The sequence below is a fragment of the Sphingobacterium paramultivorum genome (genome assembly GCF_014109745.1).
In the GTDB taxonomy this organism is placed as follows: Bacteria; Bacteroidota; Bacteroidia; order Sphingobacteriales; family Sphingobacteriaceae; genus Sphingobacterium; species Sphingobacterium paramultivorum.
Window position 1 is genome coordinate 1,670,892 of record NZ_CP058555.1, and the last position, 22,154, is coordinate 1,693,045.

Sequence of the window (22,154 nt, forward strand, 5' to 3'; positions counted from 1 at the left end):
TATGCAGTCTGTTTCTTTTTTATTCCAAATCGGAAAATACAATACACCATCATTGTCGTATATGGTTGGAAGAAAATAGAATTGAAAGTTTTTATTTAAATGCTATAGAAGATGAATACGGTTAATATACTATTGGTTGAAGATCACATGGTCGTACGGAATGGTATTAAACTACTTTTAGAATCCCAAGGAGAATTTGCGGTGATAGGCGAGGCATCTGATGGTACGGAAGCGCTGTCTATATTGGCAAATGGTTTAGCTCCCGATATTATCTTAACTGATATAAGTATGGAGCATATGGACGGGATGGAGCTTTTAAAAATCATCAGTCAAAAATATCCATTGGTCAAAGTTGTGATATTATCCATGCTAAGTCAAATTCATTATGTTGTTGAAGGTTTTGAACATGGACTTTCAGGCTATCTGTTGAAAAATGTAGGTTATAATGAATTACTTTTTGGATTAAAGCATGTCGCTGAAGGTGGGCGGTATATGAGTGAAGAAATTAGCTTAGCCTTACTTGAACAAGTTTCTTCGGGTCAAGTTTATACGGATGCTGGCTCGAATACTATCCTAGATTTGGAAATAAGCGAACGTGAGCTAGACGTATTGGAATTGATCGCGGACGGGTTTACAAATCTAGAAATTGCAGATAAAATCTTTTTGAGTAAGCGTACTGTTGAAGGATATCGGCAGAACTTGATTGATAAAACAGGAGTGAAGAATACTGCGGAATTAGTAAAATATGCTTTTCAACATGGCTTATTAAAAAAATCATGATAACTATTTCTGTTCCTCGCGGCCATGTCACAGAGGATGATCTTTGAAAGTACTGCGCATCCCGTTACTTTAATTTTGGTATTTTTTCTTGAAAACGGTTGAAAATAAATAGACCAGCTCCAATAATAATAAATGGTATGCTAAGTAGCTGTCCCATATTGATGAATAGGGAGTCTTCAAAATGCTCTTGATTGATTTTCAAAAACTCATCCAAAAATCTGAACGAAAACAGCAAAACCAACAGCAAGGCGAAATAGTTTCCATTGTTACGTCGAAGCTCTTTTTCTTTCCACAAACGATATAACAATACGAATAATAGGAGACAAAATAATGCTTCATAAAGCTGTGCCGGATGCCGGGGTATCGTATCGATATGGGTAAACACAAAAGCCCAAGGTAAACTACTTGCTGTGCCAATCATTTCAGAGTTCATTAAGTTACCAAGACGAATGCAAGCCCCTGCTATAGGGACGACCAAAGCAACCCGATCTGCCACCCAAAGAAAAGGAAGCTGCTGTTTTTTTGCAAATAAATAGATCGCAATCAGGATACCTATCCCTCCGCCATGGCTTGCCAGCCCACCTTCCCAAATGGCCATTATTTTTAAGGGATGATCTAGGTAATAACTGGGGTCATAAAATAATACATGCCCTAGTCTAGCTCCGATAACGGTACCCAAAACGATGTAAATAGTTAGCTGATCTAAAAACTCGATTGGCCGACCTTCTTTCTTAAATAATGAACCTAATATCTTATAGCATAATACAATGCCCAATAACCAAAATAGCCCGTACCAGCGAACTGAATGGTCAATAATTGGAATAACAAAGATATCACTATCTATATTCCAGTTTATGTAAGTTAAGATTAGATTATTTACCATATTACGTTTTAGCGTGATGCTCCATAGTATAGGTATGTGGTTGGGATATTTCGTTACACATTTTGATGAAAAAACATGAAATTCTCTTTATTGATGCAAATATTGAGTCATATACTGCGATTATTAACTATGAAGTTTTCGTTGTTTGACCAATTTGTATGTTTGTGGGGAGTAAAAGGAAACTAACTATAACCGAGTTCAATAATTGCGACCGGTGTTTTTATTGGAGAAGAATATTAGCATAAGTATCAGCCGGGTTAAATACTTTTGAAAGTATATATTGTTTTTTTGATAATATTCCGATATTCGACAATAGATAACATAATATGGACAGCACCTTGCGTATTTCTTTTAATAGCGGTTTACATCTTGTGAAAGCTTATCATAATTAATGAACGAGGTTATGGAAAAATATAGGCACCTTCATGTAAATTTAAACAGATAGTTATATTCTGATGATACGAAATTTGACAAGATTTACTTTTTATTTTTTATCTCTCGTGCTCATGGCACAGTTACTCTCTTGTCATCAAAGTGGCCAACAGGCGTCTAAAAATAATACGCATATCGAAGATAATTCACTTGATTTAACCTATCAGGATACATTATTAAAATTTCTCGCTTTACAAGATTTTAGGGATCAATCTATTATAGCAAAGAAGACAACAGTATTTGCTCAGGACAAGCATTTTAATAATTCTGGTTATAATTGGATTTTTTTGGCGTATAACTATTTGTTGGACGATAAAATTGATTCAATAGAAATTGCGCTGAAAAACCTTGATGGGAGAAAATTGTCTCCGGATTTGCTTGTTCTGAAGGATTACTTTAAAATAAGCGCTAATTTTAGTTTTAATGATGTGACTACTATTGGCATCATGGAGCAAATTATCGATGCTAAAGAATATGCGTTAGAAAATAAGAGTAGGTTTAGCTTTCTTTTTTTCAATCTATTGGCAAATGCAAATTATCGTCGAGCTGACTATAACCAGGCACTCAAAGATAACGAGTCATGGTATCATTATCATCCCAACAGATCCGACGCCCATGTTGCGCAAGCCTATCAGGAGATCAAATTTATGCAGTATATTGAACTGCATGATTTTGAGAAGTTAAAAGCAACACTGGATAGCTGCAAGTACTATGCGAATAAAACGGCTGATTCTGCAATCATTATGCGCATGTATAATTTACAGGCGCAGTATTTCTTTAGCATAGGGAATAGTCGAAAAGCGGTAGAGGCATCCCAAAAATATTTTAATTATTTATCTTCAAGCAAGGCGCTCAATGCCTATGCGTATGCGAATTTGGCAAAAAATTTTTTGAATAATCATCAAATTGACTCGGCGATCTACTATTTTAATGCTGGATTGCAGTTTATCAAAACACATAAAGGCAAGCAAAATAAATTATTCTATTACCAGAATCTACAAGTAGCACACGCATTAAAAGGAGATTATGAACGGGCTTATTTTACCTTGGATTCGGCCTATCAGGATTATAAAAATAGCACAAAAAGTATTGAAAATGAACGTATCAATGAGATCAATACACGGTATGAAACTGAAAAAAAGGATCAGGCTATTAAGCTTTTAAAAACAACAAATGCATTCAACCATAAGATTATGGTCCAACAGCGCTGGATTTTTGTTATTTTATTTGCGCTGATCTTTAGCATTGCATTCTTCATTTATTACCGGAATAAACAAAAGCTATTGAAAAATATTAATCAGCGTATAGTTGCCGAAAATAGACAATTAATTTTAGAGCAGAAGACGCGACAAAACCAGCTTAATCCCCATTTTATTTATAATGCTATAGCTAATTTGCAAGGTTTGATCAGTAGTGAGCAAAAAGCAAAGGCAAATCAGTACCTCATCTTATTGTCCCGTCAAATTCGTGATATACTCGAATTAAATAGGGAAGAGTATATTTCTTTGGATCAAGAAATTAAATCATTAAAGAATTATATACTTTTACAGCAGATGCGCTATCAAGATGTATTTGATTTTGAAATTGAGAGCGGTAACTTGGATGTTGATGATGTCATGATTCCTCCTATGTTGATTCAGCCTTTTGTTGAAAACGCTATTGAACATGCTTTCAAAAATTTGAATTATCGTGGACAATTGCAAATTCTTTTTAATCAGGAAGCAGATCAATTGCATATTGTTATCAGTGACAATGGCTGGGGAATGCAATCTTATCAGAAAAATAATGCACACAAGACCTCTCTTTCACAAGTTATCACGAAAGAGCGCCTTGAGCTTTTGTTTAATGATCCTCAGCAAAAAGCAAGGATTGAAATAAAGCCCAATTATAGAGAAGATAAAAGTGGATATCGCGTAGAACTCTATATCCCACTCGTTTTATATTTTAATTAAATACGTGAAATTATGAAAGTTTATATTCTTGAAGATGAGTATAATATCTATTTGTACATTAAGTCTTTATTGGATGCTATTCCTTATGTCCAGATCGTTGGTTATAGTCCATCAATCGCCCAGGCAGAACGTGAGTTACTTGTATCTAATCCAGATCTTATTTTAGCTGATATTCAATTGAAAGATGGATCAAGCTTATCCTTCCTCTCAGAGCTGAAATTGGACATAAACACAATCTTTATAACCGCATTTAACCAATATGCTATAGAAGCCCTTAATATAGGCGCTATAGCCTATTTATTAAAGCCTTTGGTTCCGGAACAATTTATAGAGGCTATTGAAAAATGCTATAAGAAAAATACAGAGTTTAGATTCAATAGCATGCAACTAAGTATGGCCGAAAGCTATCTGAAGTCACCAGTTAGACCAAAGAAAATAGCACTACGTACATTTGAATACACTCAGATTGTGAATATCGATGATATTCTTTATTGTCAAGGAGATAAGGGGTATACCACATTTTATATTAAAGACAATAAACCGATGATGGTTTCGAAAGTCCTCAAACATTTTGAAACTATGCTTCCTGAATCCGAATTTATTCGTTGTCATCAATCTTATTTAATCAATGCAAACTATATAAAAAAATATTTCAAGGATGGGCAGATAGAAATGTCCGATGGTAAAATGATTCCTGTTGCAACAAGAAAAAAAGATGTCATCCAGCAATTCTTGAATGATATATAAGAATTGAAATAGTAAAGATTCTGTTTTTAGCGCTGTGTTTATTTACTAAAAAATATAGCTTTCGTCTTTAATACTAAAATATTTAGTATTACATTTGTATGTATTATTAAATAGGAGGGGCTATGATGTTAGATGATAAACAAGCTTTGATCAGCAAACTTAAAAAAGACTTACTGTCGTGGCAGGGAGTAGCTCAAAGTTTGAATGATGAATGCACTTTAGATTTGGGGCCTTTGGAAAAAGCTTTTCCAAATGGAATCTTTCCCAAAGGTGTTATACATGAATTTGTTAGCTTTAGCCGCATGGATAGTGCTGCTTCCTGTGGATTTATTGGTGCTTTGCTTGGAAAACTAATGCAAAATGATGGGATTTGTATTTGGATAGGCTCTATTCAAACAGTATTTCCTGCTGCTATCAAATCATTTGGAGTTGATCCGGCCTCGATTGTTTTTGTCTCCATGAAACGGGAAAGAGATGTTTTATGGGCAATGGAAGAAGCGTTGAAATGTCAGGGCATAACAGCCGTATTGGCCGAAATACATCAGCTGGATTTTATTCAGTCAAGGCGCCTTCAACTTGCCGTAGAAAAAAGCCGGGTTACGGGATTTATACTTCAACATAACCCCAAGATCTTATTGGCGACGAGTTGTGCAGCACGTTGGAAGGTCACTTCTTTACCTAGTCAATCAGATGATGGATTACCTGGTATTGGTTACCCCTGCTGGAATGTAGAGCTGCTTAAGGTAAGAAATGGTAGTCCAGCCAAAGGGCAAATTATCTGGTCTCCACAAGGATTTAAAACATTCCTCAAAAAAGATGTGCAGGTCACAGATTGGACCTATAATTATCAAAATTTAGGATAGCCATGAAAAAAAGATTTGGGTCCCTTTGGTTTCGTTACTTAAAAACAGATTGGCTTACTGTCTGTAAGCCACATTTGCAAGATGTTCCTGTTGTTTTGTCTGTCGCTGTGCATGGAAAATTAATCGTCAGTGCGTGTAACGCATTTGCGGAGCAAGCGGGGATACATGCAGGTATGGCTATAGCAGATGCACGGGCATTTATTCCATCACTTAAAATCATCAAAGAGCAAGCTGGATTGGCTGAAAAGTTACTCCATTCGATAGCAGAGTGGTGCATAAGGTATACACCATGGGTTTCATTGGATGAGCCCGATGGAATTATGCTCGATATAAGTGGTTGCGCACATCTTTGGGGTGGAGAGGCAACCTACTTAACAAGTATTGTTTCTCAATTTAAACAACATGGTTATACTGCGCGCATGGGGATTGCTGATACCATTGGGGCTGCATGGGCTATAGCACATTTTGGTTCTGAAAATACGATCATAAATGAACAGGCGCAGTCGGAGGCACTTTTTCCCTTACACCCTGCAGCACTACGATTGGAAGAGGTCCAATTGAAAAGGTTGCAATCGCTTGGACTACAGTCAATAGGAAGTTTTGCAAAAATGCCGCGTTCAGTCTTGCGTAGAAGATTTGGTGACAGCCTATTACTTCGACTGGATCAGGCCATGGGATTGGAAGATGAATTTGTTCTTCCTATAAAAGCTAGTTTACCGTATGAAGAGCGATTACCTTGTCTCGAACCCATCTGTACAGCAAATGGTATTGAACTGGCGCTGGAAGAGTTATTAAACAAGTTGTGTAAACGTTTGTCGGGAGAAGGGAAAGGATTACGTGCAGCTGAATTGAATTGCCAGCGCGTGGATGGGAAATTAGAGACAATCAGCATTGAGACTAATCGTGCTACTGCCCAGGTCAAGCATATCCTTCAATTATTTGCCATAAAGATTCCACAGATTGAACCGGCATTGGGGATTGAATTATTTACTTTGGTGGTCTCTAAAGTTGAAATCGCAGATCCTATTCAGGAAAATCTTTGGAACAATAGAATTAGCCTCAAAAACCCGACAGTTACTGAACTGTTAGATCGCTTGAAAAGTAGGGACGCCAATTGTGAGATTTCACGCTATGTTCCGTCTGCGCATTACTGGCCCGAACGATCCATGAAAATAGCGACTACACTAGATGAGGTTGCAACTGTTGACTGGCAAATGGCAAGACCACGTCCGACGCGATTATTGAAGGTTCCGGAACGTATTATAGTTACAGCTCCTATACCCGATTATCCCCCCATCTTGTTCCGTTATAAGGGAGATACCTATACGATCAGAAAAGCAGATGGCCCCGAACGTATTGAGCGTGAGTGGTGGATTGATCCAGGCGAACATAGGGATTACTATGCGGTAGAAGATCTGCAAGGCCGGCGTTTTTGGCTGTATCGTTCGGGACATTATGACGGGCATACGGATCAATGGTTTATACACGGTTTTTTTGCTTAAGCATGGGCTATTGTGAATTACAGATAACAAGTAATTTTAGTTTTCTCGAAGGTGCTTCACACCCTGAGGAACTGATCGAAAGGGCTGCTCAATTGGGGTATAATGCTGTTGCAGTAACCGACCGTAATAGCCTTGCTGGGATCGTTCGTGCGCATATGGCGGCTAAAAAAGTAGGTATACGACTTATTCCTGCCTGTCGTTTAGATTTACAGGATGGCCCAAGTTTATTGGCCTACCCAACAGATAAAGAGGCTTATGGCCGACTCTCAACATTGTTAACTGTTGGGAATTTAAGGACCGAAAAAGGAAAATGCGAGTTATATAAAAATGATGTATTTCAATACGCTGAAGGGATTATATTCATTATTTGTCCACCTGAAAAATTGGTCGTGGGGTTTGAGCTTGAACATTCATTTATTGAGTTTGTTCAGGAATGTCAACAGCATCTCCAAGGCTATCTTAATCTAGGAATAAAAAAACTCTACCGCGGGGATGATGCTAAATTATTGTTTCGGATAAATCAGCTGGGTGAGCACCTGGATATCCCACTTGTTGTACTTGGTGATGTATATTATCATGTACCCGAAAGACGTGAATTGCAGGATATTTTAACCTGTATTCGTGAAAAATGTACGATACATACGGCTGGATTTCATTTACATCCTAATGCGGAGCGTTATCTCAAATCAATACCTGAAGTTGAACGCTTGTTTAGGTTATATCCTGAGGCCGTAGCACAGAGTGTAAAAATAGCCAATGCTTGTCGTTTTGCCCTAGATGATTTGAAATACATCTATCCAGATGAATTATCATCTCACGGCCGGACTACACAGGAAGAATTAAGTTATTTAACTTGGGAAGGAGCTAAGGAACGATTTGAAGGTGATATTCCAGCTACAGTTCGTGAAACGATTCAAATGGAACTTGATTTTATCGAACGCAAAAATTATGCTTCTTATTTTTTAACGGTATACGATTATGTTCGGTTTGCAAAGGAAAAAGGAATTTTATGCCAGGGACGTGGATCGGCAGCAAATTCTACGGTCTGTTACTGTTTGGGCATTACTTCTGTTGACCCATCAAAATACAGGCTTTTATTTGCACGATTTATGTCCGATGCACGCGATGAACCGCCAGACATAGACGTCGACTTTGAACATGAACGTCGTGAAGAAGTCATCCAGTATATTTATGAAAAATATGGTCGAAATCGTGCTGCTATCGTAGCAACTGTCACACAGGTACGCTCCAAAGGGGCTATACGTGATGTTGGCAAGGCGATGGGACTTTCCGTGGATGCTGTAGGGCGTTTAGCAGGGGTAGTGAGTAGCCATTGGGACGATGATATCAATTTGGAACGTTTGGTTGAACAGGGCTTTAATCCCGAAGATCAACATTTGCGAAAAGTTCTCGAATTGACGCATCAATATATTGGCTTTCCACGTCAATTGGGGCAGCATACGGGCGGGTTTGTTATTACACAAGGTAATTTGCATGAGCTTTGTCCCTTAATAAATGCCCGCATGGATAATCGGACAAATCTTGAATGGAATAAAGATGATCTTGAAGCACTGGGTTTTCTAAAGGTTGATGTACTTGCTTTGGGGATGTTGACCTGTATTCGCAAAGCTTTTGATCTCGCTAAAAAACATTATGGAAAAGAGCTTACCCTGGCTGATATTGGGGCAGAAGACGATCCAAAGGTTTACGATATGATCTGTCATGCGGATACCTTAGGTGTGTTCCAGATCGAAAGCCGCGCCCAGATGTCGATGTTGCCGCGATTAAAACCGCGCGAATTTTATGATCTGGTTATTGAGGTGGCTATCGTACGGCCTGGACCAATACAAGGTGATATGGTGCATCCTTATTTGCGTCGGCGAAATAAAGAGGAAGATGTCGATTATCCAAGCACAGAGATCCAAACCATTCTTGAAAAAACCTTGGGTGTCCCTCTTTTTCAGGAGCAGGCCATGGAAATTGCCATAGTCGCTGCCGGATTTACACCTGCGGAAGCCGACGAATTGCGCCGAAGCATGGCTACATTCAAAGCCAAAGGGCAGGTGTCGACTTTTCACCAAAAGATGGTCGATGGTATGGTGAAGAAAAACTATACAGAAGAATTTGCAAATCGAGTTTTTAAGCAATTGGAAGGGTTCGGGAGTTATGGTTTCCCCGAGAGCCATGCGGCATCTTTTGCATTACTGGTATATGTATCCTCATGGCTCAAGTATTACTATCCCGATATTTTTGCGGCATCCTTACTCAATAGCCAACCTATGGGTTTTTATCAGCCCGCTCAAATTGTTATTGATGCACAGAAACATGGTGTAAAAGTACATCCTATTGATATCAATCATTCTTTCTGGGACAATACTTTAGAAGGAGAAATTGGAAAACCACATGACCTTCGATTAGGTTTACGTCAGATCAAAGGCTTTTCAATGGAAGATGCTGCTGTGCTGATACAAGGTCGGCAGTCCGCTTATGCATCCATTACTGGTATGATGGATGTTGGACTATCTCTTACTGCGTTGGAGAAGTTAGCTGATGCAGATGCCTTTACATCATTAGGTATTGATCGTCGGCAAGCACTTTGGGAAATTACAGCATTGGGGGATCGTCCGATTGCATTATTTGAAGGTCAACCTTCTGAAAGTATAGTAGAGGGACAGATCGAACTGCCATTGCTCACGAAAAGCCAACATGTAGTGGCCGACTATGCAAGAACCTCGCTATCCATTAAAGCACATCCCGTGAGTTTCTTGCGAGGTAAGCTTGATCTACTCCATGTCGTGCCCACAGCAAAATTAGGCCTGATCAAAAATAATATACCCGTGAAAATATGTGGATTGATTACGGTTAGACAACGCCCAGGAACCTCTAAAGGTGTTTTATTTATCACCATTGAAGATGATACTGGTTTTGCAAATATTGTCGTTTGGAGTACTGTATTTGAAAAATATCGAAAAGAAATTCTTCGCGCAAAACTCCTGATGGTCGCGGGTAAAATTCAAGTTGAAGGAGAGGTTATTCATGTAATAGCAGAACGATGCTTTGATATGTCAGGTTTGTTAAAAGATTTGACAACAGATGGCGACAATGCTGCAGGTATTTTTCATAAGGGAAGAAATTTTCATTGATCTTTCATTTATTAATCTGATTTTTGATCTATAATGGTTCAGCGCTAATCGGTAGCGAAGCAATCCATAGGAACTAAACAGTATGACTAAAAATATTCTCGTAAATACAATCGAAATTGATAAAGCAACTATTCGTGAATTAATTAAACAGGGCGATGTCAATGCCGCAATTGATCTGGTTGCCACAGCGGCAAATGTAAAGTATAAAGCTGCACGGGATATAGTGCAGATGTTTCAAGAAGATCATATTGATCTTTTTGATGGTAAAGACTTATTTTTAGGTGATTATGACCGGATTGAACATCGTGAAGATGCTGACGGAGCAGATCACAAAACATCTACATTTTTGGAAGTGGAAACAAATGTGCATGGCCGGGCCAGTGTTTGGAAGGCACTTTTAATTTTTTCTGTCCTTGCACTATTGGCTTTTGTTATCTTGAATTACGTTGTGGGTTTTAATCAAATAGGACATCATATTTCAGAACTTACGCAGCTATTCGATAAAAATGAAAGCTCAGCTGCTGCAGATGCTGACACATCCAAACAAAATATCGCATTAAATGCTGGAGCCACCCAGGTGGGCGATGTTGAAGACCTCCATCCCGTAGATACAAATCTCTTACCAACGGATGTGAGGCAGGCCGAAATAGTACAAATATATCAGGCTCAGTTCGACCAATTGAAGCCTGCAAAACATTCTCCAACGGATGAAGATGCGCAGCTTGCTTTAATTCACCTCACCAATGGACGGTTGACGGACCTTATTATTCAACAAAAATTAAGTGTAAAAATAGGGAAGTGTTATGAAAACCTGGCCATGAAAGATAAGGGAACTTGCGTGAGTTGCATGATAATACTTTATAATAGAGGGCAGAAAAAATGGCAAGAAGCACCCGATGGGGAAAATTTCCTGCGTAATGCTTATGACTTTTATTTGTCCCCTGATGCAGATTTGTGGGAAGCTGGTCCCTTGAGTATGCGCATACCCTATGATTATGCTTTAGTGAACAAATATAAGGCAGCAAATTAGCGGCCTTAACCCTTATATAAAATAGGATAAATCAGCTAAACCCTATACAAATTACCTGCTATTTTAACTTTTGTGAAGGTAAATAAGCTATCGAACCTAGGACAAATAAGAGCAATATGACCGATAGTGCGATCGAGTAGCCATAAGCTGATGAAATATGCTGCCAAATAAAAAATTTATTTTCTTTTTGATGTAGAAATACACCGACGATAAATGCGATTCCCAGGCATATTGATAATTGTTGTATCGTAAGATAGATGGCAGAGCCGACGGAAATTAATTTTTCATTGAGGTCTTTTAAGGCAAGTGTCATTAATGCGGGTAGTACGCTGCCGCAACCAATGCCGTAAAAAAAGAACAGTATATGTACTTGGTCGCTATTTACAAGCATCGTATTTAAGATGAAGAGATGCGCAAGCAATCCCAAAATCATAATGCCTAGTCCATAAAGCACCACAATTTTTCCATGATGCTGTATCAACCTGCTTACCGTAACGCTTGCCAATACGTAACCAATACCTTGATAAACAAAGGCAATTCCGGTCATTGTCGCTGTATAATTCTTTTGATTTTGAAGGTAATTGGAATTTATGATAAAATAAGCGTCCTGTACCATATAGTAGGCTAATGCGGCTAGTAAGCCCAAATTGAAAACCCGATTATTGAATAAGGTGAAATTGAGTACGCTAGGATAGCCCATCTTTTCTAATTTGCGCTGTTTTTTTAGAAATAGCAGGACAAAAACAAGCGTTGTTCCCAGGACCAGCAGTGACCATAGCGGCCATTTCAAGTCAGGTCCCATGATTAATGGAAAAATTATTCCCATTAAAAGCATAAATAATGTTACCATTGGTTTAAAAGAAACAGAGGATTTAACGTAGACTTGATCCTTAGCTGTATAACGATAGACAGCAAAGCAGGCGACCGCCCCAATGGGAACATTAATTAAAAAGATAAGACGCCAGCTTTCATGTATCCAGGTCTGGTCGGGAAGTATTCCGCCTAATAATTGACCGATGACAGAAGCGATGCCTGCTATACTCCCATAAATACCCAATGCCATTGATCTCTTCTCGGGATTTTCAAAACGTAAGGTGATCAATGCGATGCCCTGTGGAACCATCAATCCAGAACTAATCCCTTGAATCAATCTTCCGACCAATAAAATGTAAAGATTATTGGCTAAGCCACATAAAAGAGAGGCTACCGTAAAACCAGCCATCCCAATTAAATATAATTTCTTCTTTCCATAATGATTTCCGGCATTCCCAGCATTGATTAGAAGACTTGCGTAACCAATAATATATAGTATTATGATCCATTGCGTATCACTATTGTGTAAATGTAGCGCATGTTGAACCGTGGGAAGAGAAACATTAATGATAAAAAGATCGATGACGAAAAGAAATATACCCGTTGAAAGGAGGAAAATATGAAGTAGATCTTTAATTTGAAAGCGCATATAGAAAGTTTTTAATAATTTTACGGTTAAAAATAGTTTGGATATTTTTTGAAATCAAGTAGTTATAAATGATGTACTTGGTATGTTTTTATGAACTAATGGTCAGTATGAGGAGATTATGAAGGAAAAAAAAAGTGAAAATTTTGGAGCCTGTTGTGATGTCAACGGAATTTTTAAGATAATTGGCGGAAAATGGAAAGTTTTGCTCATTAAGGCTGTTGCCAAACAATGCCCCAAAAGATTTGGAGAGCTAAGGCGGGAAATGGAAGATCTGGCGCAAACGACGTTGACGGTTCAACTCCGTGAGCTCGAACGCGATGGTATTTTATGTAGACAGATTTACGCTGAATCTCCACCACGCGTGGAATATAAACTCAGCGAATTAGGTAAAACTTTACTGCCGGTCATTGAAAGACTTGATGAATGGTGGTCAGATTACAAACGCGAAAGGGGATAGGCATTTAGCTTATCCCTTTTCGCTCCTCATTTTTGGTGATGCCCAATAAGACGATTGTACCGATGATACAAAAAGTGCCGATCCAGTCTGTTTGTCTAAATGGTGTATTTAACCACAAGACAGCTAATAGGGCTGCCGATAAGGGTTCGGCAGAAGCTAGAAGACTTGTCTTTTGTCCACCAATAAGCTTAACTGCTGTTAGATAAGCATAAAAAGGGATTAGTGTGCCGAAGACTACAATAAAAGCAGTGTAGCTATAGGTATATATATCCCAGATTCCATCAACTTCCCAAGGAGGTTTGACAAAGCAAAAAACGAGACCTCCCAATAGCATTCCCCAACCGATAACTATTGCCGCATTATACTTGTTTAACAAGTGGATTGGTTGTAGTGTATAAAAAGCAAGCGTAACAGCTGACATTAAACCAAAAAATAATGCGAGCGGAGAAATCGACAGAGAACCAAAATTCCCATGTGTGACTAAAAGAAATGTGCCCAGTATAGCTAAAAGTATGGCCAGGCAGGCAACTTTCGAAGGGAATTTTCTCTTGTTCAACGCCATGTAGATTGCGATCAGGACCGGACCTGTATATTGTAGCACTGTTGCGGTAGCAGCGTTGGAATAATTTATGGCGGCAAAATAAGTATATTGGACGGCTAATACACCAAAAATACTGAATAGAAGAAGTGCTAAACTATCTTTACGATGACGCCAAATCTGCCAAATCTCATTTTTCTTGTGTATTCCGGCCAAAAGCAATAATACAATGCCTGTCACAAGCATTCTTACGGTAATAAGCCATTCTACGTTAACTGCCCTTTTCTGAAAAAGAAATTGGCCAAAAGTACCCGATACACCCCAAAGAATAGCCGCCCCGATTGCCAAGAGGAATCCTTTCAAAACATGGTTTTTCATTGTTTTATCCGAAATAAATTTGATACTTAGTCTTGCTATAGCAAGACTTCTGCGTCAGTGATCCCTTTGGTTGAGAGGTCGGAGATGCTCCGAAGCGTTCTTTGAGAAATTTCTGTTAATGCTTCTGTTGTGAAAAAAGCTTGGTGCGCCGTAACCAAAACATTCGGATAACTCATCAATAATTGTATTGTTTCATCTTCAATAATTGTTGTCGATAAGTCTTTAAAAAACAACTTTTCTTCTTGTTCATAGACGTCAATACCTAATAAGCCAATTTTCCGTTCTTTAAGCGCTTTAATAGCATCATTGGTATTGATTAGATTGCCTCTGCTTGTATTAATAATTGTTACACCATTTTTCATCTTTTCCAATGACTCCCTATTAATGAGATAGTGGTTCTCGGGAGTAAGCGGGCAATGAAGAGAAATAATATCTGATTCTTTGAAGACTTCATCCAACGATCTGTAATTGACACCTTGTGCTGTAAGCTGTTGGTCTGGGTATAAATCATAGGCAATTACATCTGCCCCAAATCCCAATGCGATTTTGATAAAAGCCTTTCCAATTTTTCCAGTACCAATAACGCCAATTTTTTTCTGATGGAGATTAAATCCCAAAAGTCCATTCAATGCAAAATTTTGCTCCCGTACGCGATTATAGGCTTTATGTGTTTTACGATTCAATGTCAATAGCATGGCCATGGTGTGCTCAGCTACCGCTTCAGGGGAATAGGCGGGCACTCGACAAACTTTTATACCAAATTCCCTGGCAGCTTCCAGATCAACGTTATTAAAGCCAGCGCAGCGTAAGGCGATCAGCTCAACACCTTTTTGAGCAAGTACTTCAATAACTTGTCTGTTGAGTTTATCATTGACAAATGCGCAGACTACCTTCTCATCTTCAATAGCATTGACAATGTGTGGACCTAAATGCGTTTCATAAAAATTAAACTGAAAGCCATAGGTGCTGTTTTCTTGCTCAAAGAATAATTTGTCGTATGGTTTTGTCGAAAAGAAAGCGATTTTCATAAAATTGTTTGTTACGTAATAGTATAGTATAAATATACGGTATAAATCGCTTATTTGGAACCGCAATGCAGGATGATTTTCTAGTATTATAGTATAATTTGTTTTAAAATAGCTTAAATTAGAACAATCACATGAAAGCTATTTTAGTTGAATCTTAAGCATATTAATTACTTCCGATATGAAATGGTCAAATCAAATTACACAATTAATAGGTATTGATTATCCGATTATCCAGGCACCCATGTTTGGTGTTACCACACCAGAAATGGTCATTGCAACATCACGTGCCGGAGCGCTCGGGTCGTTATCGTTGGGTGATCTACCAGCAGAACGCTGTAGTGCGCTTATTCGTTCAACCGCTGCATATGTAAAGAAGCCTTTTGCAGTCAATATTTTTGTAAATCATGTTCCTGAAGTTTCAGCGAATTTGAGGACAGCGTATAATGAAACAAAGGTTTTTGTTGAACAGTTAGCCCTGCAATATGGTTTAGAAGTAGCTTTACCGGAGCTCGATAGCATCCATATTACAGATTACAGGGAACAAATTGACGCGATCATAACCCAACAGTGTAAAGTTGTGAGTTTTACTTTTGGAAATCTGGATGCACAAAGTATAAAACGATTGAAAGACAATGATGTGATGATTATTGGTACATGCACTTCGGTGGCAGAAGCAATTGCTTTGGAAGAAGCTGGTATTGATATGATCTGTGTACAGGGATTAGAAGCTGGGGGACATCGCGGAAGTTTTGAGGAGGCACCTGTTCCTGAGATTGGCGGATTTTCTCTGCTACCACAAGTGAAAGAGCACGTAAACGTTCCGCTTATTTATGCCGGTGGGTTATATAATGCAAGCACGATCCATTCTGCAAAGCTATTAGGTGCCAGTGGTTTTCAGATTGGCAGTTTATTGCTCAAATCTAAAGAAAGCGCACTACTGGACTTTGAGAAAGCGCGTCTTTCTCATGTTCAGGAATCAGATATTGTCTTGACAAGGAGTTTTTCAGGGCGCTATGCCAGAGGTATAAAGAATACATTTATTGAAGCTTTGGACAAGTCGCAATATATCTTACCATATCCCTATCAAAATAAACTCACCGGGGAATTACGAAAAGTAGCCAAAGCCAATAAAAATGTCGATTTTGTAAATATTTGGGCTGGGCAATCGATTCATTCTTACAGTGAACTTTCGACAACAGATATTATGCAAACGTTAATCCGAGAAGTTGAAAATTTGCATACTAGTTTAGTTGTTTAACAATAATATAGAGTCCACCACCTGTCAGTATACTGTCATTTTAATTAAAACCAATAACTAAAATCTTTGTTTAAATTATTTAAATGGTGTTGTAGTGGTTAATCTACAACGAATTTTCTTTTTTTTTCGAACTTTGTATCACTGTGAAAAACTAAAAATCTACGGCTATGGGGAACGAAAAAAAGAGAATTCTTGTTATCGAAGATAATGAGATTCTATTAAGTACAATGCAATTTGTTCTTGTAAGGGAGGGCTATGACCTATTACTTGCCAAATCTGGCAAGGAAGCGCTCTCGTTGGTTTCTGACGAAACCATTGATTTGGTCATAACAGATCTGGCATTACCTTTTGCCAATGGTTACGAAATAATCGATCGCATTCGGAAAAGTAATACGAATAATCAGGTACCTGTTATTATTATTTCCGGTTACCGTGATGATAATAGTATTGTGGAAGGCTTTGAAGTCGGAGCCAATGATTATATTAAAAAGCCTATCTCTCCGTCAGAACTTATATCTCGTGTACGATTAAGAATAGGTCATGCTTAGTAAAACTGAACATATAATCCATTTAATTCGATCTTTTTTTGAATGCGAGGGCTGGCCTATTTAGGAGGTTTTTATCAGGATCAATTAACGCTGGCTGGCAACATCGTATAGACAACTGGGGTTTTACACTCATGGGCGGTTGGAGCTATTACAAAGTTGCTGAAAATAGATTTATGAATCAGTATGACCTAAATCTATCATTAAGGAAATATTTTTAATATGATGTGGAAGTTTATGTTATGTCTATTGTCAATGGTAACGATAGTTCAGGGTAAAGAAAGAATTACATTGGTTAATCAAGGGAAAACGGATTATGTCATTCAAGCGGATGCAAATGATCCTGTTTTACAAAAAGCTGCTGCGGTGATAAACACTTTTACAAAAGAAAGTACAGGTGTAGATTTTGCAATACAAGCGAAAGGCGAGGTCACACATGCCATTATTTTGGAAAAAAGCCCAATAACTAATACGTTTCCTGAAGATAGTTATTCCATACAAGCTGTAGGAAAGAATATTTATATCAAGGGAAGTGGTAAAGGTGTACTATTTGCGGCATATCGTTATGTCAGGGATATTATTGGTGGACGAAAGTGGTATGTAGGTAAAGAAAATACATCTGTTCCAAAATTCACATTCTTAGCAGTGGATTCAGATCTGAAGATTTATTCCAAACCAAATTTTGAGTTTAGAGAGGTTTATTTCCCTGTTGAATTGGATCAGGAGTATATGGATTGGTATGGTTTACATAATTTGGAAGAACGCTGGGGAGATTGGGGGCACACTTTCAGTAAAATATTGCCACCATCAGTTTATTTTAAAGAACATCCTGAGTATTACTCCCTATATGATGGAAAACGCCAACCTATTCAACTTTGTCTATCTAACGAGGACGTTTTTAATCTTACCGTAGCTTATTTTAAACGTAGGATAAGCGAAAACCCCACAGCTACTTATTGGTCTATCGCGGCCAATGACGATATTGGAAGCTGTACTTGCGATCGTTGTCAGGCGATTGATAAACGCGAGGGGGGAGCGCAAGGCTCACTGATTCACTTTGTGAATAGAGTGGCCGCACAATTTCCCGACAAAAAATTTACAACACTGGCGTATTTAGAATCAGCAAACGCCCCAACACACCTCAAGGTTGCCGATAATGTTTCTGTTATATTAAGTAATATCGATGCTTTTAGAAAAAATGACATTGGAAGTGAACCATCAGCAGCAACTTTTCGTAGACAATTAGGAGCTTGGAAAGCTAAAGCCAAACATGTATTTGTATGGGATTATCTGACACAGTTCACCAATTATCTTGCGCCATTTCCGATCCAAGGAACCATGCAGGAAAGTCTACAATATTTGAAAACGCAAGGTGTCGAAGGGGTCTTTTTGCAAGGTGGAGGGGCGACTTATAGTGATATGGCGGAGCTAAATGCCTATATATTGGCTAACCTCGCCTGGGATACGACGCTTTCAGAAGAACAGCTAACCAACGAGTTTATCGAGGGCTATTATGGCAAGGCTGGACCCTTTATTAAAGCATATCTTGCTGAACGAAGAAATCACTTGCCCGGGCCTTCATCAGCTTTATCCATTTACGGAAACCCGATTGATAATAGACATGACTTTTTAAGTCCAGAGGCGATGGATAAGTATAGTACATTATTAGAAAAAGCGGAAATAGCCAGTGAAGGTAGTCCTTTATTGGAATCCCGTGTCAAGCGTATTGGACTTGGGTTGGATTATACCTATTTGCAACAAGCAAGATTTTATGGACCGCATCAACATGGTATATTTGAACAAGAGGGGGAGCGTTGGGTTGTGAGACAAAAGGTGAGTCGTAAAGTAACACAATTTGTTGAAGATGCAAAAAAATTGGGCGTTATAGAGCTTGCCGAAGGTGGTGCATCACCCGATAGTTATGCAAAGGAGTGGTCTGAAATATTCAAAGCCGGGGTTAGAGGAAATAAGGCCTCTGAAGCAAATATTAAGTTGAGATATCCATTTGACCCTTCTTTCCCTGCCAATGGACTAAAAACACTTACAGATAGTGTGCCGGGCTATATGGATTATAGCTATAATTGGTTGCTATGGAACGGGGAGCCGATGGATATTACTTTTGATTTTGAACAGGAAAGGCGAATAGATACCATAACACTTAATTTTCTAAAGGATGCCCGACATTGGATATTTCCACCAAAAGAAATTCGAATTTCGGTATCTATGAATGGAAAAGATTTTCAAGATGTATTTCTCAGTAAGCTTGAATCCGTTGAGGAGGATTACACCTTGGATAAGATACCTTATCAAGTATTATTAAATGACAGTGTTAAAGTGATCCGAGTTTATGCTTCACCTTTGGCAAAACTACCCGAATGGCGGTATCATCCTAAGCGAAAGCCTCTTATAGCCTGTGATGAAATCTGGTTAAATTAATATAGAAAAGCTTATTAACGTTGGTTTTAAAGTGCTGTGGATATTGTTCTACAATAATTTATTTAGCAGTATAATTTTATGCGGAAAATGATTAAATTAGAGTTAACTAAGTTATAAACAGATTCATATGGAAATTAAAACATCTTCAAAATTTATCGCCGAACTAATTGGAACATTTGGTTTGGTGCTTTTTGGTTGCGGTGCAGCTGCTATTGCCGGAGCCAATACGATGGGCGGACTTTCTGGCCTGGGGCTCTTGGGCATTGCTGTTGCTTTCGGCCTATCGGTGGTGGTATTTGCGTACGCGATCGGTGGAATTTCAGGCTGTCATATCAATCCTGCGGTGACGGTGGGTGTATTGTTGGCCGGTAGAATGTCTGTCAAGGATGCTGTCGTATATATTGTCGCTCAGTTTATTGGTGCACTTTTAGGGGCATTTGTCCTTCAGCAGATTTTAAGTGGGCAATTGGCCGGATTTACCGCAGGGGAGTGGGCGTATGGCTCAAACGGTTGGGGTAAAGGATATCAAAACGAGTATGGTACTGCTTCTGCCTTTTTGATTGAAGCCGTGTTAACCTTCATTTTTCTGTTTGTGATACTGGCAACAACCTCGAAGGTAGGCAACAGCACAATGGCTGGGCTTGCAATCGGCTTTACGCTTCTATTGATCCATTTGGTTGCTATTCCTGTAACAGGTACGTCGGTTAATCCTGCTCGTTCATTTGGGCCCGCGATTCTGGCCGGCGGTCAGGCTTTATCGCAGCTTTGGCTCTTTATTGTAGCACCATTAGTAGGGGCAGCTGTAGCAGCAGGCGTATGGAAAGCCCTTGAACCTAAAGACTAGTTTTTTAATTTTATAAGATGCGCCCAATACGTAAGAGATTACCTATTGGGCGCTTTCGTGTATATAAGATTTATTGGCTAGGGCGGAACAATCCCTAGGAATTCAATATATCATTTATAAAGTTAGTAACCTGTTTCTCGTCTGTAGCCCAGGAGGTGATCAAACGAACCGCTGCATAATCTGAATCGATATCCTTCCATATATAAAATTGATAATTTATAAGCAGTGCTTCGATGACCGATTTAGGTAAAATGGGAAAAATCTGATTAGTGGTTGATTCCGTTAGAAAGGAATATCCTTTGTCTTTGATGGCCTTCGCCATACGCATCGCAAGCGAATTAGCTCTTAATGCCAGCTCAAGATACAAATCATCTTGAAATAGCGTTAGAAATTGAATTGAAAGCACTCTGCCTTTGGCGAGCAAGGCGCCTTTCTGTTTGATCGCATAGTCAAAATCTACGGCTAATTCGGGACGGTTAAACACAACTGCCTCACCCAAAAGAGCACCATTTTTTGTTCCTCCAATGTAGAAAACGTCCGTGTATTTAGCGATAGCTGCAAAGGTTAAATCGTTGTTTTCCGCCGTCAAAGCATGACCCAAGCGTGCGCCATCCAAATAAAGTAACAGCTGTTGCTGCTGACAGCATACATATAGCGCTTCCAACTCTGCCAAAGAATATATTGTGCCGATTTCAGTGGAATTAGAAATATAGACTATTCTTGGTTTTACCACATGTGGCGCCAGGGCATGTTCCTTGAGTACCGTAGTAACATCGTTAGGTGTCAATTTTCCATCAGAAGTTTCAACGGTAATGACTTTATGTCCAGTTGCTTCTATAGCACCAGTTTCATTTGCAGATATATGCCCTGTTTTTGCACTGATCACTGCTTCATGGATACGTAAAAGAAAAGATATGACAAGAAGATTTGTTTGTGTGCCACCAGATAAAAAGTGGATAACGGCTTGCTGATTAGCTATCTTTTTCTTCAAAATCGATTTGGCTTCTTTGGAATAGTCATCCTCCCCATAGCCCAATTGCTGTATCAGATTCGTTTCAATAAGCTTATCTAAAATGCGGGGATGTGCCCCTTCTGAATAGTCATTTTTAAAGTTATACATAAATTTATCTATTTAATGCGGATGCTTTATTAAACTCTTTTCCTAGGGTAGGATGTTCGAGTCTTGTGTACGTCAAATGTATACATACAATCTCATTTTTTAACAATCTTAATCTGGAAAAAATTAGGACAAAAGCTATGCGTTTTAAGTACTGATGTTGTAGGATAAGAATGTTTTCTGGAGCACCGTAAATGTTTTGTCAAAACTAATGATTAAATTCGGGAGAGAAGGCAGAATAACTGATTTGTCCTTATTAAATTATGAAAAGAGTCGTATTTGTTGCAAGTATTGTGCTGGCATTTGGAATGGGGTACGCATTTAGTAACCTGAGCCATTTCCATCGATCCACCGAATTGAAAAGGGTAACCGGTATAGGTGGAATTTTCTTCAAGTGTAAAGATCCTAAAAAAGTAAGAGCTTGGTATGCCGATCATTTGGGACTGGCTACAAATTCTTACGGCGCTGTATTTGAGTGGTATCAGGGAGCTGATAGTACGAAAAAGGGATTTACGCAATGGAGTCCTTTTAAAGAGAGCACGGCCTATTTTGGCCCTTCGGAAAAAGATTTTATGATCAATTATCGGGTAGCCAACATTGAGCTTTTAATCGATGAATTGAAGAAGGAGGGAGTTAGGTCCTTGATACGATCGAATCCTTTGACTATGGCAAATTTGCTCATATCATGGATATTGAAGGAAACAAAATAGAGCTTTGGCAGCCCAATGATCTTGCTTATGAAAAGATGGGCATCGATTT

Annotated in this window: 18 protein-coding genes; 13 read left to right on the plus strand and 5 right to left on the minus strand. The window is 38.7% G+C overall.

The window, feature by feature from the left end:
• Nucleotides 1-111 precede the first annotated feature (111 nt).
• Complete coding sequence (locus HS960_RS07220; protein WP_153844569.1) at nucleotides 112-780, plus strand: response regulator; 669 nt, start codon at nucleotides 112-114, stop codon at nucleotides 778-780.
• Between the two features lie 64 nt (nucleotides 781-844).
• On the opposite strand, the gene lgt is transcribed toward HS960_RS07220, so the two are convergent.
• Nucleotides 845-1,663: a prolipoprotein diacylglyceryl transferase gene (gene lgt, locus HS960_RS07225; protein ID WP_182331976.1), complete on the minus strand. Its 819-nt coding sequence runs from the start codon at nucleotides 1,661-1,663 to the stop codon at nucleotides 845-847.
• A 506-nt stretch (nucleotides 1,664-2,169) separates the two neighbouring features.
• On the opposite strand from lgt, the gene HS960_RS07230 reads away from it, so the two are divergent.
• The 6 genes from HS960_RS07230 to HS960_RS07255 all read left to right on the plus strand — a co-directional run bounded on the left by HS960_RS07230 (nucleotide 2,170) and on the right by HS960_RS07255 (nucleotide 11,332).
• Nucleotides 2,170-4,047: a sensor histidine kinase gene (locus HS960_RS07230; RefSeq protein WP_159726595.1), complete on the plus strand. Its 1,878-nt coding sequence runs from the start codon at nucleotides 2,170-2,172 to the stop codon at nucleotides 4,045-4,047.
• Between the two features lie 12 nt (nucleotides 4,048-4,059).
• Nucleotides 4,060-4,794, plus strand: a complete 735-nt coding sequence (locus HS960_RS07235; protein ID WP_159726597.1) for a LytR/AlgR family response regulator transcription factor — start codon at nucleotides 4,060-4,062, stop codon at nucleotides 4,792-4,794.
• A 122-nt stretch (nucleotides 4,795-4,916) separates the two neighbouring features.
• The gene (locus HS960_RS07240) at nucleotides 4,917-5,657 is read left to right on the plus strand and encodes an ImuA family protein (RefSeq protein ID WP_202883766.1); all 741 of its coding nucleotides are present in this window, start codon (nucleotides 4,917-4,919) and stop codon (nucleotides 5,655-5,657) included.
• Between the two features lie 2 nt (nucleotides 5,658-5,659).
• Complete coding sequence (locus tag HS960_RS07245; protein WP_182331978.1) at nucleotides 5,660-7,159, plus strand: Y-family DNA polymerase; 1,500 nt, start codon at nucleotides 5,660-5,662, stop codon at nucleotides 7,157-7,159.
• A 2-nt stretch (nucleotides 7,160-7,161) separates the two neighbouring features.
• Entirely contained in the window at nucleotides 7,162-10,302 is a 3,141-nt protein-coding gene (locus HS960_RS07250; RefSeq protein WP_182331980.1) for an error-prone DNA polymerase, read from the plus strand.
• An 82-nt stretch (nucleotides 10,303-10,384) separates the two neighbouring features.
• Entirely contained in the window at nucleotides 10,385-11,332 is a 948-nt protein-coding gene (locus HS960_RS07255) for a hypothetical protein (protein WP_182331982.1), read from the plus strand.
• A gap of 58 nt (nucleotides 11,333-11,390) precedes the next feature.
• Here the strand turns inward: HS960_RS07255 and HS960_RS07260 are convergent, their stop codons facing one another.
• Entirely contained in the window at nucleotides 11,391-12,794 is a 1,404-nt protein-coding gene (locus HS960_RS07260) for an MFS transporter (RefSeq protein ID WP_182331983.1), read from the minus strand.
• Between the two features lie 118 nt (nucleotides 12,795-12,912).
• Between HS960_RS07260 and HS960_RS07265 the strand changes: the two genes are divergently transcribed.
• Entirely contained in the window at nucleotides 12,913-13,251 is a 339-nt protein-coding gene (locus tag HS960_RS07265) for a winged helix-turn-helix transcriptional regulator (protein WP_046673525.1), read from the plus strand.
• 4 nt (nucleotides 13,252-13,255) lie between these two features.
• Here HS960_RS07265 and HS960_RS07270 read toward each other — a convergent pair whose 3' ends face one another.
• Both HS960_RS07270 and HS960_RS07275 read right to left on the minus strand, forming a co-directional pair.
• Nucleotides 13,256-14,167 carry an EamA family transporter gene (locus tag HS960_RS07270; RefSeq protein ID WP_153848547.1) on the minus strand — a complete coding sequence of 304 codons (912 nt, stop codon included), beginning with the start codon at nucleotides 14,165-14,167 and terminating at the stop codon, nucleotides 13,256-13,258.
• A 35-nt stretch (nucleotides 14,168-14,202) separates the two neighbouring features.
• Complete coding sequence (locus HS960_RS07275; RefSeq protein WP_153848546.1) at nucleotides 14,203-15,195, minus strand: 2-hydroxyacid dehydrogenase; 993 nt, start codon at nucleotides 15,193-15,195, stop codon at nucleotides 14,203-14,205.
• A 178-nt stretch (nucleotides 15,196-15,373) separates the two neighbouring features.
• Here HS960_RS07275 and HS960_RS07280 point away from each other — a divergent pair, with 178 nt between their 5' ends.
• The 4 genes from HS960_RS07280 to HS960_RS07295 all read left to right on the plus strand — a co-directional run bounded on the left by HS960_RS07280 (nucleotide 15,374) and on the right by HS960_RS07295 (nucleotide 20,278).
• Nucleotides 15,374-16,453 (plus strand): NAD(P)H-dependent flavin oxidoreductase, encoded by a 1,080-nt coding sequence (locus HS960_RS07280; protein ID WP_182331985.1) that lies wholly within the window; start codon nucleotides 15,374-15,376, stop codon nucleotides 16,451-16,453.
• A gap of 167 nt (nucleotides 16,454-16,620) precedes the next feature.
• Complete coding sequence (locus tag HS960_RS07285; protein ID WP_153848544.1) at nucleotides 16,621-17,001, plus strand: response regulator; 381 nt, start codon at nucleotides 16,621-16,623, stop codon at nucleotides 16,999-17,001.
• 252 nt (nucleotides 17,002-17,253) lie between these two features.
• Entirely contained in the window at nucleotides 17,254-19,434 is a 2,181-nt protein-coding gene (locus HS960_RS07290) for a DUF4838 domain-containing protein (protein ID WP_182331987.1), read from the plus strand.
• A 127-nt stretch (nucleotides 19,435-19,561) separates the two neighbouring features.
• Nucleotides 19,562-20,278 carry an MIP family channel protein gene (locus HS960_RS07295; protein ID WP_153848542.1) on the plus strand — a complete coding sequence of 239 codons (717 nt, stop codon included), beginning with the start codon at nucleotides 19,562-19,564 and terminating at the stop codon, nucleotides 20,276-20,278.
• Nucleotides 20,279-20,372: 94 nt separating this feature from the next.
• On the opposite strand, the gene HS960_RS07300 is transcribed toward HS960_RS07295, so the two are convergent.
• The gene (locus HS960_RS07300) at nucleotides 20,373-21,398 is read right to left on the minus strand and encodes a threonine aldolase family protein (protein ID WP_153848541.1); all 1,026 of its coding nucleotides are present in this window, start codon (nucleotides 21,396-21,398) and stop codon (nucleotides 20,373-20,375) included.
• A 260-nt stretch (nucleotides 21,399-21,658) separates the two neighbouring features.
• On the opposite strand from HS960_RS07300, the gene HS960_RS07305 reads away from it, so the two are divergent.
• Nucleotides 21,659-22,105 (plus strand): VOC family protein, encoded by a 447-nt coding sequence (locus HS960_RS07305; RefSeq protein ID WP_228280231.1) that lies wholly within the window; start codon nucleotides 21,659-21,661, stop codon nucleotides 22,103-22,105.
• Nucleotides 22,106-22,154 lie beyond the last annotated feature (49 nt).